At 56.9% G+C, this 13512-nt stretch carries 15 protein-coding genes; 14 read left to right on the forward strand and 1 reads right to left on the reverse strand.

Features of this window, described 5'->3' with window-relative positions:
• The first annotated feature begins 13 nt into the window (after positions 1 to 13).
• From Q0775_RS14710 to cysE, 14 genes are all read left to right on the forward strand, one after another.
• Positions 14 to 643, forward strand: a complete 630-nt coding sequence (locus Q0775_RS14710) for an HK97 family phage prohead protease (protein ID WP_298862430.1) — start codon at positions 14 to 16, stop codon at positions 641 to 643.
• Positions 640 to 1809 (forward strand): phage major capsid protein, encoded by a 1170-nt coding sequence (locus Q0775_RS14715; protein ID WP_298862433.1) that lies wholly within the window; start codon positions 640 to 642, stop codon positions 1807 to 1809. Before Q0775_RS14710 ends, Q0775_RS14715 begins: the two co-directional genes overlap by 4 nt.
• Positions 1810 to 1985: 176 nt before the next feature.
• A complete protein-coding gene (locus Q0775_RS14720; protein ID WP_298862436.1) occupies positions 1986 to 2585 on the forward strand; it encodes a hypothetical protein in 600 nt (199 codons plus the stop codon).
• Positions 2582 to 2920: a phage head closure protein gene (locus tag Q0775_RS14725; protein WP_298862439.1), complete on the forward strand. Its 339-nt coding sequence runs from the start codon at positions 2582 to 2584 to the stop codon at positions 2918 to 2920. Before Q0775_RS14720 ends, Q0775_RS14725 begins: the two co-directional genes overlap by 4 nt.
• Entirely contained in the window at positions 2917 to 3327 is a 411-nt protein-coding gene (locus Q0775_RS14730; protein ID WP_298862442.1) for a DUF3168 domain-containing protein, read from the forward strand. The genes Q0775_RS14725 and Q0775_RS14730 overlap by 4 nt, the downstream gene beginning before the upstream one ends.
• A gap of 68 nt (positions 3328 to 3395) precedes the next feature.
• The gene (locus Q0775_RS14735; RefSeq protein WP_298862446.1) at positions 3396 to 3827 is read left to right on the forward strand and encodes a phage major tail protein, TP901-1 family; all 432 of its coding nucleotides are present in this window, start codon (positions 3396 to 3398) and stop codon (positions 3825 to 3827) included.
• A complete protein-coding gene (locus tag Q0775_RS14740; RefSeq protein ID WP_298862449.1) occupies positions 3827 to 4141 on the forward strand; it encodes a gene transfer agent family protein in 315 nt (104 codons plus the stop codon). Before Q0775_RS14735 ends, Q0775_RS14740 begins: the two co-directional genes overlap by 1 nt.
• Entirely contained in the window at positions 4138 to 4347 is a 210-nt protein-coding gene (locus Q0775_RS14745; protein ID WP_298862453.1) for a rcc01693 family protein, read from the forward strand. Before Q0775_RS14740 ends, Q0775_RS14745 begins: the two co-directional genes overlap by 4 nt.
• Positions 4337 to 4999 carry a phage tail tape measure protein gene (locus tag Q0775_RS14750; RefSeq protein ID WP_298862456.1) on the forward strand — a complete coding sequence of 221 codons (663 nt, stop codon included), beginning with the start codon at positions 4337 to 4339 and terminating at the stop codon, positions 4997 to 4999. Before Q0775_RS14745 ends, Q0775_RS14750 begins: the two co-directional genes overlap by 11 nt.
• Before the next feature lie 16 nt (positions 5000 to 5015).
• Entirely contained in the window at positions 5016 to 5648 is a 633-nt protein-coding gene (locus tag Q0775_RS14755) for a DUF2460 domain-containing protein (protein ID WP_298862459.1), read from the forward strand.
• A complete protein-coding gene (locus tag Q0775_RS14760; RefSeq protein ID WP_298862462.1) occupies positions 5645 to 6535 on the forward strand; it encodes a DUF2163 domain-containing protein in 891 nt (296 codons plus the stop codon). Before Q0775_RS14755 ends, Q0775_RS14760 begins: the two co-directional genes overlap by 4 nt.
• Positions 6532 to 6972 (forward strand): NlpC/P60 family protein, encoded by a 441-nt coding sequence (locus tag Q0775_RS14765; RefSeq protein WP_298862465.1) that lies wholly within the window; start codon positions 6532 to 6534, stop codon positions 6970 to 6972. Before Q0775_RS14760 ends, Q0775_RS14765 begins: the two co-directional genes overlap by 4 nt.
• Positions 6972 to 10907 (forward strand): glycoside hydrolase TIM-barrel-like domain-containing protein, encoded by a 3936-nt coding sequence (locus Q0775_RS14770; protein WP_298862468.1) that lies wholly within the window; start codon positions 6972 to 6974, stop codon positions 10905 to 10907. Before Q0775_RS14765 ends, Q0775_RS14770 begins: the two co-directional genes overlap by 1 nt.
• Before the next feature lie 364 nt (positions 10908 to 11271).
• Complete coding sequence (cysE, locus tag Q0775_RS14775; protein WP_298862471.1) at positions 11272 to 12084, forward strand: serine O-acetyltransferase; 813 nt, start codon at positions 11272 to 11274, stop codon at positions 12082 to 12084.
• 85 nt (positions 12085 to 12169) lie between these two features.
• Here the strand turns inward: cysE and Q0775_RS14780 are convergent, their stop codons facing one another.
• The gene (locus Q0775_RS14780; protein ID WP_298862472.1) at positions 12170 to 13510 is read right to left on the reverse strand and encodes a pyruvate dehydrogenase complex dihydrolipoamide acetyltransferase; all 1341 of its coding nucleotides are present in this window, start codon (positions 13508 to 13510) and stop codon (positions 12170 to 12172) included.
• Positions 13511 to 13512 lie beyond the last annotated feature (2 nt).

Here is a 13512-nt window from a genome sequence, read left to right on the forward strand (position 1 = left end):
CAGGAGAATACCGATGGATATGAGTGGAAATGACTTCGCCCTTGCGGCGGAGAACGGTGGCGGCTTGCCTGCTTTGGAGCGCAAGTTCATGCAGTTTGATGAAGTGGCGAAGGTCGAGGGCGGTGTCGAGATCAAGGGCTATGCCAGCTTTTTCGATGCTGTCGATCAGGGCAATGACGTGGTGCAACGCGGTGCCTATGGGGCGAGCCTGATGGCGCTCAAGGCGGCGGGCCGCGGTGTCAAGATGCTGTGGCAGCATGATCCCGCGCAGCCGATTGGCGTGTGGGACGAGGTGCGCGAGGACGGTCGTGGCCTGTTCGTAAAGGGGCGTATTTTGCAGTCCGTCGAGAAGGGGCGCGAGGCGATTGCGCTCATTGAGGCAGGCGCGATTGACGGCCTCAGCATCGGCTACCGCACGGTGAAAGCCACAAAGAATACCAAGGGCCAGCGGCTCTTGCAGGAACTGGAGCTTTGGGAGGTGTCGCTGGTGACCTTCCCGATGCTTCCCAGTGCGCGGGTGGGGGCGAAGGCGGACAGTTTTGTGCGTATCGGAGACGTCCTGCGCGAGATGGCGGGGGTGTTTGATGCAGCATGTGCTGACATCGGGACCGCCAATGACAACCAAAAGGGGAACGCGAGATGAGCGATACCAAATCGGACGCCGAGGGTCTTTCCCCGGCTGAGGACGTGCGGCGGGCCGTGACCGGCTTTGTCACACAATTCAAAGGCTTTCAGGCCGACATTGAGACCAAACTTCAACAAACAGAAGAGCGAATGACCATGCTGGATCGTAAAACACTGACTGCTGCGCGTACACCTTTGGCGGGTGCCGCCGAGGCAGGTGCACCGCATAAAAAAGCCTTTAACGCTTACGTGCGTTCCGGCGATGATGATGGGCTGCGCGGGCTTGAGCTTGAGGGTAAGGCGCTGTCGGCAGCGGTGAATTCGGATGGCGGTTATCTCGTTGATCCGCAGACCAGTGATATTGTGAAATCTGTGCTCAACACGACGGCGTCGATCCGTGCGATTGCTACAGTCGTGAACGTCGAAGCGACCTCCTATGACGTTCTGGTAGATCACTCCGATGTGGGTGCGGGTTGGGCGACCGAAAGTTCCAATATCGGCGAATCCGAAACGCCGCAAATCGATCGTATCACCGTGCAGCTGCATGAGCTCAGCGCGCTGCCCAAGGCGTCACAACGTCTGTTGGATGATGCGGCGTTCGACATCGAGGGTTGGCTTGCTGGCCGTATCGCGGACAAGTTCGCCCGTGCAGAGGCGGGTGCTTTTATCAACGGTGATGGCATCGACAAGCCTAAGGGTTTCCTTGCCCATTCTACCGTCGATAATGATGTTTGGGCGTGGGGCAATCTTGGTTATGTGCCGACGGGCGTTGCTGGTGAAGTGACACCGGACGCGATTGTGGACGCGGTCTATGCACTGGGTGCGCAGTACCGTGCCAATGCGTCTTTTGTGATGAATTCCAAAACGGCGGGACTGGTGCGCAAGCTCAAGGATATGGATGGCCGCTTCTTGTGGTCCGACGGTCTGGCAGCGGGTGAGCCTGCACGTCTGATGGGCTATCCCGTGTTGATTGCCGAGGATATGCCGGATGCGTCTGCTGATGCCTTTGCTATGGCGTTTGGTGATTTCGCAGCGGGTTACACAATCGCTGAGCGCCCTGATCTGCGTATCTTGCGTGACCCGTTCAGCGCCAAGCCGCACGTCCTCTTTTACGCCACCAAGCGTGTGGGCGGCGACGTGAGCGACTTTGCTGCGATCAAGCTTGTGAAATTCGGCACTGCCTAAAAACCGGTGCTGATAGCCGGAGCGGGAATTGTCCGCTCCGGTCCGGGCGTGCGCCCTGAATATTCCTCTGCGTTGTCTAGCTGCTCCCCTCCGACCGAGCAACGCAGAGGTGGGGTGCGCGTCCGGGAGGGGGGTCGCCTGCCGGGTTTTAATTTAGGTTTGAGAGAGGCTTTGGGATGTTGATCGAAGAAACGAATGTGCCGGATGCGGCCCTGCCAGTCGCGGCGTTTAAGGCGCATTTGCGCATGGGGACGGGTTTTGCGGAAGATACGCTGCAGGATGCGGTATTGGGCAGCTTTTTACGTGCAGCCATGGCGGCGATCGAGGCGCGAACGGGTAAGATCCTGATTGAGCGGGAGTTTACGTTGTCAGTGACGACGCTTGGGGATGCGAATTCTGTGGCTTTGACGGTGGCACCTGTAACGGTGATCGCGGATGTGCAGCGGGTATCGCGAAGCGGTGCGCAGCAGTTGGTTGATGCGGCTACCTATTGGTTGGAACGGGACGGGCATACACCGAGATTGCGGGCAACGGGTGCCAGTCTGCCCACGCTTGAAACGGGGGGCGAGTTGCGCGTGCGTTTTCTAGCCGGATACGGGCCAGAGTGGGACGATGTGCCTGTTGATATACAGCAGGCAGTTTTGATGCTGGCTACGCATTATTATGAGTTCCGTCATGATACGGCGCTAGCGGCGGGATGTATGCCATTTGGTGTGACATCGCTGATTGAGCGGTTTCGCGTGATGCGGCTGGGCCGTAGCGGGGCGCAGGCATGAGCGCGCCGCGCTTGAACCGTCAGCTGGTGTTGGAAGCGCCTGATGTGCTGAGCGACGGGGCGGGTGGTTTTATAAAGGGTTGGGTGCCTCTGGGCATTGTTTGGGCGAATGTGACCTCTCGCAGCGGGCGGGAGACGGCGCAAAATGGCGCACCCGTCAGCCGCATGAGCTTTCGCATTATTGTGCGTGCGGCCCCTGCGGGCAGTGATAAGCGCCCCGCAGCGCAACAGCGATTTCGCGAGGGCGAGCGGATTTTCACCATCGAGGCTGTCGCGGAGCATGACCCTGAGGGTCGGTATCTGGCGTGCTTTGCCCAAGAGGAGCAGGTGGTATGAGCTATGCAGTTTCAGGAGCACTTCAAGCCGCGGTTTTTGCGGCACTGATGTCTGATGTAGCACTCAACGCATTGTTGGATAATGCGATTTATGATGCTGTGCCTGCGGGCAATGTGCCTGACATCTACGTGCGCCTTGGGTCGGAGACGGTGCGCGATGCATCAGACGGGACTGGTGCGGGAGCGGTCCATTTTCTGACCGTCAGCGTCATTACCACAAGTCCGGGATTTGCGAGTGCCAAAGCGGCGGCGGCGGCGGTGAGTGATGCCTTGCACGAGGCTGATCTGACGCTGACGCGGGGCAGTTTGATCTCGTTGCGGTTCGAGCGGGCAACGGCGCGGCGCATTGATGCGGCTAGTGCGCGGCAGATTGATCTACGGTTTCGCGCGCGGGTCTCAGACGATTGACCAAATGCGCCCCAAACACGGACGACGGATTTTCAACGCCAAATGGCATACTACAGGAGTAGACAACGATGGCTGTTCAAGCAGGTAAAGACCTTTTGGTCAAAGTGGATATGAGCACCGATGGCAACTACGAGACCATCGCAGGACTGCGTGCGACTCGTATCAGTTTCAACGCGGAAGCGGTGGATGTGACAGCGCTCGACAGTCAGGGCGGCTGGCGCGAGTTGCTGGCGGGAGCGGGTGTGCGCTCCGCTGCGATCAGCGGGTCGGGGGTGTTTCGCGACGAGGCCACGGACGAGCGTGCACGTCAGTTGCTGTTTGATGGTTTGACGCCGAATTTTCAAGTGGTGATCCCTGAATTCGGCATCGTGGAGGGACCGTTTCAGGTGACTTCACTGGAATATGCAGGCCAGCTCAACGGTGAAGCGACATACGAGTTGTCGCTGGCCTCTGCGGGTGAGTTGCAGTTCATCCCGTACGTCGATCCGGTTGAAGAGTAATGGCAAATCGGTGGAGGGGAGAAGTGGTGCTTGTTGTGGATGGCCAGCACCAGCGGATGCGCCTGACATTGGGCGCTTTGGCCGAGTTGGAAGAAGACCTCGCCGAGCCGTCGCTCATGGCACTGGTGCAGCGGTTCGAGAATGGCGCGTTCAGCACGCGTGATGTGCTGGCGCTGCTATGTGCGGGGCTGCGTGGTGGGGGCGTGCAGATGGAGCCTGATGCTTTGGCTGCGGCAGAGATCGGCGGTGGTCCCATGCGTGCAGCACAGGCGGCTGCGGAGCTTTTGGCGCGAGCGTTTGTGGTGGAAGCGTGAAAGCCGGCTTTGACTGGCCTGCGCTGATGCGGGCGGGGCTGTATGGATTGGGGCTTTCGCCTGACACTTTCTGGGCACTGACGCCTGCGGAATTGCAGATGATGCTGGGCAGTAAGGCGGGCGATGGCCCGATGCTGAGTGAGGGGCTGGCCGCCCTTATGGCGGCATACCCTGACACAATAAAGGATCAAGATGATGATGGATGACGGTTTTGACGATCTGGCAGCAGATGCGCAATCGCTAAACCAAACGCTGGGGCAAACGAGTGTTTTGGTGTCTGGATTTGACAGTGAGTTGCGGCGGATGAGTACGTCGCTTTCGGCGACGGGCAAGGATGTGGCGACGCTTGAGAAGGGCCTGAGCCGTGGATTACGCAAGGCATTCGACGGTGTGGCCTTCGACGGGATGAAGCTGTCGGATGCGTTGAGCACTGTGGCGCAATCGCTCTCCAACAGTGCGTATAATGCTGCGATGAAGCCTGTGACGGATCATTTCGGTGGGCTGCTCACGCAGGGGATTGGCGGGCTGGTTCAGGGAGTTTTACCCTTTGCCAATGGGGCGCCTTTTAGCGCTGGCCGTGTGATGCCTTTTGCGGACGGGGGTGTTGTCTCCCAGGCGACGCATTTCGGGATGCGCGGTGGCATGGGTGTAATGGGCGAGGCGGGGCCGGAAGCGATTATGCCGCTGGCACGCGGTCCTGACGGCAAACTGGGCGTAAAAGCTGGTGGCGGCGGTGGCGGTGGAGCGACTGTGGTGATGAACATTACCACGCCCGATGTTGCAGGCTTCCAACGCTCACGCGGGCAGATCGCCGCACAAATGAGCCGCGCCCTGAGCGCTGGCCAGAAAAACCGTTGATAGAGGGGGAGCAGCTATGAACTTTCACGAGGTACAATTTCCAACCGATCTGAGCTTTGGTGCGCTTGGCGGTCCCCAGCGGCGGGTCGACGTAGTGACGCTTGCCAATGGCTATGAGGAGCGCAACACGCCTTGGGCGCATTCCCGCCGTGTCTATGATGCCGGATTGGGGTTGCGTTCGCTTGACGATGTTGAGGCAGTGATTGCGTTTTACGAGGCACGTTTTGGCCAGATGTTCGGATTTCGCTGGAAAGACTGGTCAGATTTTAAATCGGGCAAGCCCTCTGTAGCGATCAATCGGCAAGACCAGCAGATTGCATTGGGTGATGGTGTCACAACCGAATTCCAGCTGATCAAGAGCTACCGCTCGGGTGGGCATATATATAAGCGGCCAATCACCAAGCCTGTCAAAGGTTCCGTGTTGGTCGCGGTTGAGCAGGACGACAAGCTTGAGGCCGTAGACTATGTAGTCAATGACATCTCTGGTGTGATCACTTTTAAGGATGCCCCCGATCCCGACACACGGGTCTTTGCCGGATATGAGTTTGACGTGCCTGTGCGCTTTGACAGTGACAGTCTGCTGACCAATATCGCAAGCTTCAATGCCGGACAGGTGCCGGACATTCCGGTGCGTGAGGTGCGGGTATGAGCGGGACATTTAATGCGGCGCTGGCAGCGCATCTTGAGGGTGGTCTCACTACGGTTTGTCATGCGTGGGCGATCACACGCAAAGATGGCGAAGTTTTTGCATTTACTGATCATGACCTTCCACTGCGTTTTGCGGGTTTCGACTTTCGGGCGGATACGGGACTGAGTGCGCTGGCGCTTGCCCAGTCGACGGGACTGTCGGTGGATAACTCTGAGGCATTGGGCGCTTTGTCAGACGCCTCCCTGCGCGAGGACGAGATCGAGCAAGGGCGGTTTGACGGAGCTGAGATACAGGCATGGTTAGTCAACTGGGCGGATACGTCCCAGCATTGGCTTAACTTTCGTGGTCATCTGGGGGAATTGACGCGGGCAGGCGGGGGCTTTCGGGCCGAGCTGCGCGGCTTGACCGAAGCGCTGAACCGTCCTTTGGGGCGGGTCTATCAAAAACCATGCTCTGCTGTATTGGGCGATCGAACCTGCCGGTTTAATCTGGCTCAGGAAAGCTATGCCCAAGTGATACCCGTGCAGACAGTGGAGGGGACGCGTCGATTTATCTGGCAGGATTTTCTGGCGTTTGATGCTGATTGGTTTACACGGGGCCGGCTGGAAGTTCTGGATGGGCCTGCTGCGGGCCTTTGGGGGACGATCAAGTCGGACAGGGTCGAAAATAACGCGCGGGTTATCGAGCTTTGGGAGCCTATTCGCGGTGCAGTTGGTGTTGGTACGCAAGTGCGGCTGGTTGCGGGCTGCGACAAGCGGGTGGAGACCTGTCGACTTAAATTCAACAACTTCGACAATTTTCAGGGTTTTCCCGATCTTCCGAATGAGGATTGGGTCGTGTCTGTGCCCAGCAGTTCCAATATCAACAGCGGAGGATCGCTGCGATGATTGGTGCGGGTATTGTAACTGCGGCGCAGCGCTGGATTGGAACGCCTTATGTGCATCAAGCGGCGGTAAGGGGGGCAGGGTGTGATTGTCTAGGTTTGGTGCGCGGCGTGTGGCGCGAAGTTTACGGTCAGGAGCCTGAGGCAGCACCTGCGTACTCGATGGACTGGTCTGAACCTCAGGGGGAGGAGCGTTTGTGGGCAGCGGCATTGCGCCATTTGACTGCGAAGCCTGTGATCGCTGCTTGTACGGGTGATCTGCTACTTTTCCGCATGCGGCAGGGCGCAGTGGCCAAGCATTTGGGGATCATGTCCCGCGACGGTCCGCAGCCGCGATTTATCCACGCATATTCACGCCACGGCGTGGTCGAGAGTGCGCTTAGCACTGCATGGCACCGCCGTGTGGTTGCGTGTTTTGAATTTCCCGAGGAGGTCATCTGATGGCGACGATATTATTCTCAGCGGCGGGTGCCGCAGTTGGCGGCTCTGTCGGCGGTACGCTTGCGGGGCTATCCTCGGTTGCCGTTGGGCGAGCGGTGGGTGCCACCCTCGGTCGCGTGGTTGATCAAAAAATCCTCGGAAGTGGCGGGCAGGCGGTCGAGACCGGCAAGGTTGATCGGTTTCGGCTGACCGGGGCCGGGGAAGGCGATCCGATTTCGCAGCTTTACGGGCGGTTGCGTTTGGGGGGGCAAGTAATTTGGGCGTCGGATTTCGAAGAGGTCAGCACGAGCAGTGGTGGCGGCAAAGGCGGCAGTTCGCAACCGCAAACCACCGGGTACAGCTATACTGTGAACGTGGCGATTGCGCTGTGTGAGGGTGAAATCACGCGGGTGGGGCGCATCTGGGCGGATGGTGAAGAGATCGCACCTGATGATATCAATATGACGGTTTACACCGGCAACACAGAGCAGCAGCCTGATCCCCTGATGGAGGCTATTGAGGGCACCGGTATGGTTCCCGCCTATCGCGGGACCGCTTATGTGGTGATGGAGGCGCTGGCGTTGCAGCAGTTTGGCAACCGTGTACCGCAATTCAGCTTTGAGGTGATCCGCCCCGAGCAGCGCGGTGCGCAGGGTGCTGAGCATGCGCTCAGCTACGGTGTCGAAGGAGTGGCGTTGATACCGGGGACGGGGGAATATGCACTTGCAACCACGCCTGTTAGTTATGAGGGCGAAGGGCAGGCGCGCTGGAGTGCTAATATCAACTCACCTTCTGGCAAGACCGATTTTGCGACCTCGATTGAGGCGCTGGATGAGGAGTTGCCCGAGTTGAAGGCAGCCTCATTAGTCGTTTCGTGGTTCGGATCTGATTTGCGGATGGGGGAATGTCTGGTTCAGCCGAAAGTCGAAGACCCCGACATCGATGGCGAGGAGATGCCTTGGGCCGTTGCCGGGGTCTTGCGGAACGTGGCTGAAGTTATTGCACGCGGTGTGGACGCGCGACCGATCTATGGGGGAACCCCCGCAGATGCTGCCGTGATCGAGGCCATTCAGGCGATGAACGCGGCGGGTAAAGCGGTAATGTTTTATCCCTTTATTCTGATGGACCAGATTGAAGGCAACACTTTGCCGAACCCCTATAACGGAGAAGAGGGGCAACCAGCGCTACCTTGGCGCGGGCGGATCACATTAGAGCGCGCGCCGGGACAGGAGGGTTCTGCTGACGTAACGGCGGCGGCAGAAGCAGAAGTTACGGCCTTTTTTGGAACTGTTCAAGCGTCTGATTTTGCAGTTGTTGATGGTGTCGTTAGCTACAGCGGTCCGCAAGAGTGGACGTTGTCGCGGTTTATCCTGCATTATGCAGCGCTTTGCAAAGCGGCGGGGGGCGTTGATGCGTTCTGCATCGGCTCCGAGATGCGTGGGCTCACGCAGATTCGCTCGGCGCGCAATGTTTTTCCTGCAGTTCAGGCATTTATTGGGCTGGCGGCGCAGGTCCGTGCGATTGTCGGGCCTGATACGAAAATCAGCTATGCTGCGGATTGGAGCGAGTACTTCGGGTATCAGCCGCAGGACGGTACAGGGGATCGCCTGTTCCACCTCGATCCGCTCTGGGCGGACCCTGAGATCGATTTTATCGGGATAGACAATTACATGCCCCTATCGGATTGGCGTGAGGGCGTGGATCATGTGGATGCGCAGGATTGGGATGACATCTATAACCTGCGGTATCTGCAATCCAACATTGAAGGTGGTGAGGGCTATGATTGGTATTATGGCTCGATCGAGGAGCGCGAGGCGCAAATTCGCACGCCAATTACGGATGGTGCATATGATGAGCCGTGGATCTATCGCTATAAGGACATCCGCAACTGGTGGAGTAACCTGCACCATGACCGTATTGACGGCGAGCGCAACAATGACCCAACAGTGTGGTTGCCGGGGCACAAGCCTGTCTGGTTTACCGAATATGGCTGTGCTGCAATTGATAAAGGAACCAACCAACCCAACAAGTTTCTTGACCTGAAATCATCTGAAAGCAGCCTGCCACGGTATTCTGACGGGGGGCGCGATGATCTTATCCAGATGCAATATCTGCGGGCCATGATTGATTATTGGGCGCAGGCGGCAAATAATCCACAGGGCATCGAATACGAAGGCTACATGATCGACATGCGGCGTGCGTTCGTGTGGGCATGGGATGTGCGGCCCTATCCGTTCTTTCCCAACAGCCGCGATCTGTGGAGTGATGGCAGCAACTATGCACGAGGGCATTGGCTAAACGGGCGCAGCTCCGCACGCAGCCTTGCTTCTGTGGTTGACGAAATTTGCACTCGCGCTGGTCTGGCGGCCTTTGATACTGAGCGGCTTTACGGTGTTGTGCGGGGTTATGGCGTCTCTGATAACGGGGATGCGCGGGCCTCGCTGCAACCGCTTATGCTCCGTTATGGATTTGATGCGGTTGAGCGTGACGGTGTGCTGGTGTTTCGGATGCGTAACGGACTACGCGAAACCAATTTGGATACAGACCGTATGGCCGTCAGCCCCGACCTTGACGGTACGACAGTACAAGTGCGCGAGCCTGATGCTACCCTCTCTGGGCGGATGCGGTTGAGATTTATTCAGGCCGACGCGAGTTTTGACGTGATTTCAGAGGAAGCGGTTCTGCCTGACGAGGAAACACATGCGGTGGCTGCGACGGAGTTCAGCATGGTGCTGACCCGTGCCGAAGGACGTCAGGTCGCGGAGCGCTGGCTGAATGAGGCGCGGATCGCACGCGAGACAGTGCAATTTGCTTTGCCTCCGTCCAAGATGGCGGTGCGGGCGGGTGATATCGTCTCGCTTCCTGCGGATCAGGGGGAGCAATCATCATTATTCCGTATTGACCGCGTGGATCAGGCCGAATTCCAGCAGATCGAGGCCGTGCGCATTGACCCCGAGGTGTACACCTCTTCGCCCCTGTCCGACGAATTGGTTGCGCTTCGCCGTTTTGTGGCGCCTGTTCCTGTCCGTCCGCTTTTTATGGACCTACCGCTCATTGCAGGAGACGAAGTACCATATGCGCCTCATATCGTCGCGAGTGCCAATCCATGGCCAGGAAGTGTTGCGCTCTATTCCAGTTTGACGGACCAAAACTATGGTCTGAATACGATCTTACCCATTCGGGCAACTATTGGGACAACGCGCTCTCTCATGGTGCGGCACTGTCCATCTTTGATGGATCGAGGCGATGCTGTGGAAGTGAAGTTAATCAGTGGGCGTCTGGAAACAGTGGATATGGATGCACTGCTGAGTGGCGCTAATCGTGCCGCAATCGGGGGGGGCAGTGCGGATAATTGGGAAGTGTTTCAATTCAGAAGAGCAGAATTGATTGCACCGCTGACATATCTGCTGAGCGACCGGATTAGGGGGCAGGCAGGTTCTGATGGATTGATTCCCGATGTCTGGCCCTCGGGGTCGCAGTTTGTCTTGCTCAATTCAGTACCGCAGCAAATCGATTTAAGCCGTAATCTGCGTAACGTTGTGCAGAACTACCGCATTGGGCCTGCGCAGCGCCCAGTTGGTGATCCGTCCTTTAGGCAACTTTCACGAGCGTTTGAGGGCAATGGGCTGCGGCCCTACGCGCCAGCGCATGTGCGCGCAACGCAACAAACTGATGGAACGTTATCGATTACTTGGATCAGACGGACACGCATTGATGGAGACGGTTGGGATACTGTTGAAGTGCCTTTGGGCGAGGAAGTAGAAGCCTATCAGGTCAAAATCATAAAGGACGGAATAGTACTGCACCAGAATGCTGTGTCGGCTCCAGTGTATAGTTATTCTCAAGCTGCACAGGCCAGCGACGGTATTGTTGCCCCTTTTCAAATCGAAGTCGCGCAGGTTTCGGCGTCCTATGGCCTCGGATTGCCGACCCGTATTGACGTCACCTCATTGTGAGACAAGTCGGCTTGATGGACCTGTATCATGCGGCTTGCGCGGTGCAGGGCACCTCCCGCAAGGAACGTGTGGTCTTTTGTGAAGCGCTGATTTGGCGGGCGCATGTAGCTGATAAATACGTGAAACGGGTTCATAAACTGCACCCTGAATGGGGTGACGGGAGTCTGCGTTCTGCCGCCACACTCCATCAGGTTGGTCCGCCTATTCAGATAGGACCTTCAGATTTTTTGGAATGTTTCTCTATTGTTTTAAATGCTTTGCTTGAAAACCGTCTGATCAGGTCACATCCTAATTAGAGTGGCGGTTTTGCACTTGCACTAACTGTGCTAAATAGAAGGTAAGTTAGATAAAGGGAGCCGTTCCTATGGCCAATCCGCAAAGCAAAATAGCATCTGTTGATCCGGTTTGGGATCAAATCAAAAGCGATGCGCTAAAAGCAGTGGCGCAGGAGCCGCTGATAGGTGGCTTTGTCCATGCTACCATCCTTCACCATGCCTCCATTGAAAAAGCGCTGTCATACCGGGTCGCGGCCAAGCTGGCGTCCAACGAAATGTCAATGATGGTTGTGCGTGAAGTCGTCGATCAGGCTTACGCTGATGATCCCAGCCTTGTTGAAGCTGCACGTGCTGATCTGGTAGCAATCTTTGATCGTGATCCCGCGTGTCACCGGCTTTTGCAACCGATTCTGTATTTTAAAGGATATCAGGCCGTCCAAGCCTATCGTGTGGGCCACTACTTGTGGAACAAAGGGCAACGTGATCTGGCATATTTTTTCCAGATGCGTATTTCGGAAATTTTTGGGGTGGATATCCATCCCGGTGCGACCATCGGTAAGGGCATCATGATAGACCACGCTCATTCCATCGTAATCGGTGAGACGGCTGTGGTAGGGGACAATGTCTCGATGCTGCACTCCGTCACATTGGGCGGTACAGGTAAGGAAGAAGAGGACCGTCACCCCAAGATTGGAGATGGTGTTCTCATTGGTGCAGGTGCAAAGGTTTTGGGCAACATCAAAGTGGGGCATTGCAGCCGCATCGCGGCAGGCTCGGTTGTGTTGGAAGATGTACCACCTTGCAAAACAGTTGCAGGTATTCCTGCCCGTATTGTGGGGGAGGCGGGTTGTGATCAGCCCGCCATGTCAATGAACCATATGCTTGGACCTTGGGAAAACTGAGAGTAATGCAGTTTTTTAGATGAAAGGGCCGGAGCTATGCTCCGGCCCTTTGCTTTCTTCAACGCAGCACAACGCCACTATTTGATCAGGCCAGCATGGTCATTGGTGCTTCGAGGTTGGCCTTGATTGCGTTAAGCAATTCGGCTCCCAATGCGCCATCAATCACCCGGTGATCGACCGAAAGAGTGACAGACATCACAGTCGCAATCGCCAATTCGCCATCAGCACCGACAACGGGTTTTTTGGACCCTGCGCCAACTGCCAGAATGGCGCCATGCGGCGGGTTGATCACTGCGTCAAAGTTGTCGATCCCAAACATTCCCAGATTGGATATAGCAAAGCTGCCACCCTGATACTCATGTGGTGCGAGCTTGCGATCCCGTGCACGGGCGGCAAGGTCTTTCATCTCGGCACTCAGCGCAGAGAGGGATTTCATCTCGGCGTCCTTGAGAACGGGGGTGAACAATCCACCTTCGATCGCAACAGCAACAGCTACATCTGATGGCTTGAGTTTGAACACTTTGTCACCTGCCCAGACCGCATTGGCATCGGGCACTTCTTGCAGGGCCAATGCGCAGGCCTTGATGATAAAATCATTGACCGACAACTTTACGCCACGCGGCTCTAGTTGCTTGTTGAGCTGAGCGCGGAACGCCATGAGCGCGTCAAGATGGATATCGCGGCGCAGGTAGAAGTGCGGAACGGTCTGTTTGGCCTCGGTAAGACGGGCAGCAATGGTTTTGCGCATGCCGTTGAGGGTGATTTCCTCATATTCGCGGTCTGCATACATCTTGGCGATTGCATCGCTTGAGGGGCCTGTAGCCATTGCCGCTGGTGCACTGGCTGTCGGTGTAGCTGCTGATGCCGTTGGCTTGGGTGCGGCAGTTTGCGTTGCATTTTCAACATCGGCTTTAACAATACGACCATGCGGACCGGAGCCTTTGATCTGCGCAAGGTCGAGACCTTTTTGTGCAGCGATGCGCCGCGCAAGTGGCGATGCAAAAATACGGCTCCCATCTGCATTACTACTGGCTTTTGATGCCGGTGTTGCATCTGTGGCTCCACGACCGTGCCCTTTTGCAGGTGTTGTAGCATCCGAAGCGGCAGCTGGTGCGACATTGCTGGATGCCTTTGTCTCATCCGCTTTCGGAGCTGGAGGCGCATCAATGTCATCCGCACTTTCGCCATCTTCGAGCAACACGGCAATGGCAGTGTTTACTTTCACGCCTTCGGTGCCTTCGGCGATCAGGATCTTTCCGATCACCCCTTCGTCCACGGCTTCAAATTCCATGGTCGCTTTGTCGGTTTCAATCTCACACATCACATCGCCAGAGGAGACGGTATCACCCTCCTTGACCAGCCATTTGGCCAGCGTGCCTTCTTCCATGGTGGGCGAGAGGGCGGGCATTAGGATTTCTGTAGGCATAA

Origin of the sequence: uncultured Sulfitobacter sp., assembly GCF_947499945.1 — a bacterium.
Taxonomy (GTDB): Bacteria; Pseudomonadota; Alphaproteobacteria; order Rhodobacterales; family Rhodobacteraceae; genus Sulfitobacter.

Coding starts and splice junctions, on each gene's coding strand:
- Q0775_RS14720 (WP_298862436.1), top strand. CDS start 1,986: ATGTTGATCGAAGAAACGAATGTGCCGGATGCGGCCCTGCCAGTCGCG.
- Q0775_RS14725 (WP_298862439.1), top strand. CDS start 2,582: ATGAGCGCGCCGCGCTTGAACCGTCAGCTGGTGTTGGAAGCGCCTGAT.
- Q0775_RS14755 (WP_298862459.1), top strand. CDS start 5,016: ATGAACTTTCACGAGGTACAATTTCCAACCGATCTGAGCTTTGGTGCG.
- Q0775_RS14770 (WP_298862468.1), top strand. CDS start 6,972: ATGGCGACGATATTATTCTCAGCGGCGGGTGCCGCAGTTGGCGGCTCT.
- Q0775_RS14765 (WP_298862465.1), top strand. CDS start 6,532: ATGATTGGTGCGGGTATTGTAACTGCGGCGCAGCGCTGGATTGGAACG.
- Q0775_RS14730 (WP_298862442.1), top strand. CDS start 2,917: ATGAGCTATGCAGTTTCAGGAGCACTTCAAGCCGCGGTTTTTGCGGCA.
- Q0775_RS14780 (WP_298862472.1), bottom strand. CDS start 13,510: ATGCCTACAGAAATCCTAATGCCCGCCCTCTCGCCCACCATGGAAGAA.
- Q0775_RS14715 (WP_298862433.1), top strand. CDS start 640: ATGAGCGATACCAAATCGGACGCCGAGGGTCTTTCCCCGGCTGAGGAC.
- Q0775_RS14750 (WP_298862456.1), top strand. CDS start 4,337: ATGATGGATGACGGTTTTGACGATCTGGCAGCAGATGCGCAATCGCTA.
- Q0775_RS14760 (WP_298862462.1), top strand. CDS start 5,645: ATGAGCGGGACATTTAATGCGGCGCTGGCAGCGCATCTTGAGGGTGGT.
- cysE (WP_298862471.1), top strand. CDS start 11,272: ATGGCCAATCCGCAAAGCAAAATAGCATCTGTTGATCCGGTTTGGGAT.
- Q0775_RS14735 (WP_298862446.1), top strand. CDS start 3,396: ATGGCTGTTCAAGCAGGTAAAGACCTTTTGGTCAAAGTGGATATGAGC.
- Q0775_RS14740 (WP_298862449.1), top strand. CDS start 3,827: ATGGCAAATCGGTGGAGGGGAGAAGTGGTGCTTGTTGTGGATGGCCAG.
- Q0775_RS14710 (WP_298862430.1), top strand. CDS start 14: ATGGATATGAGTGGAAATGACTTCGCCCTTGCGGCGGAGAACGGTGGC.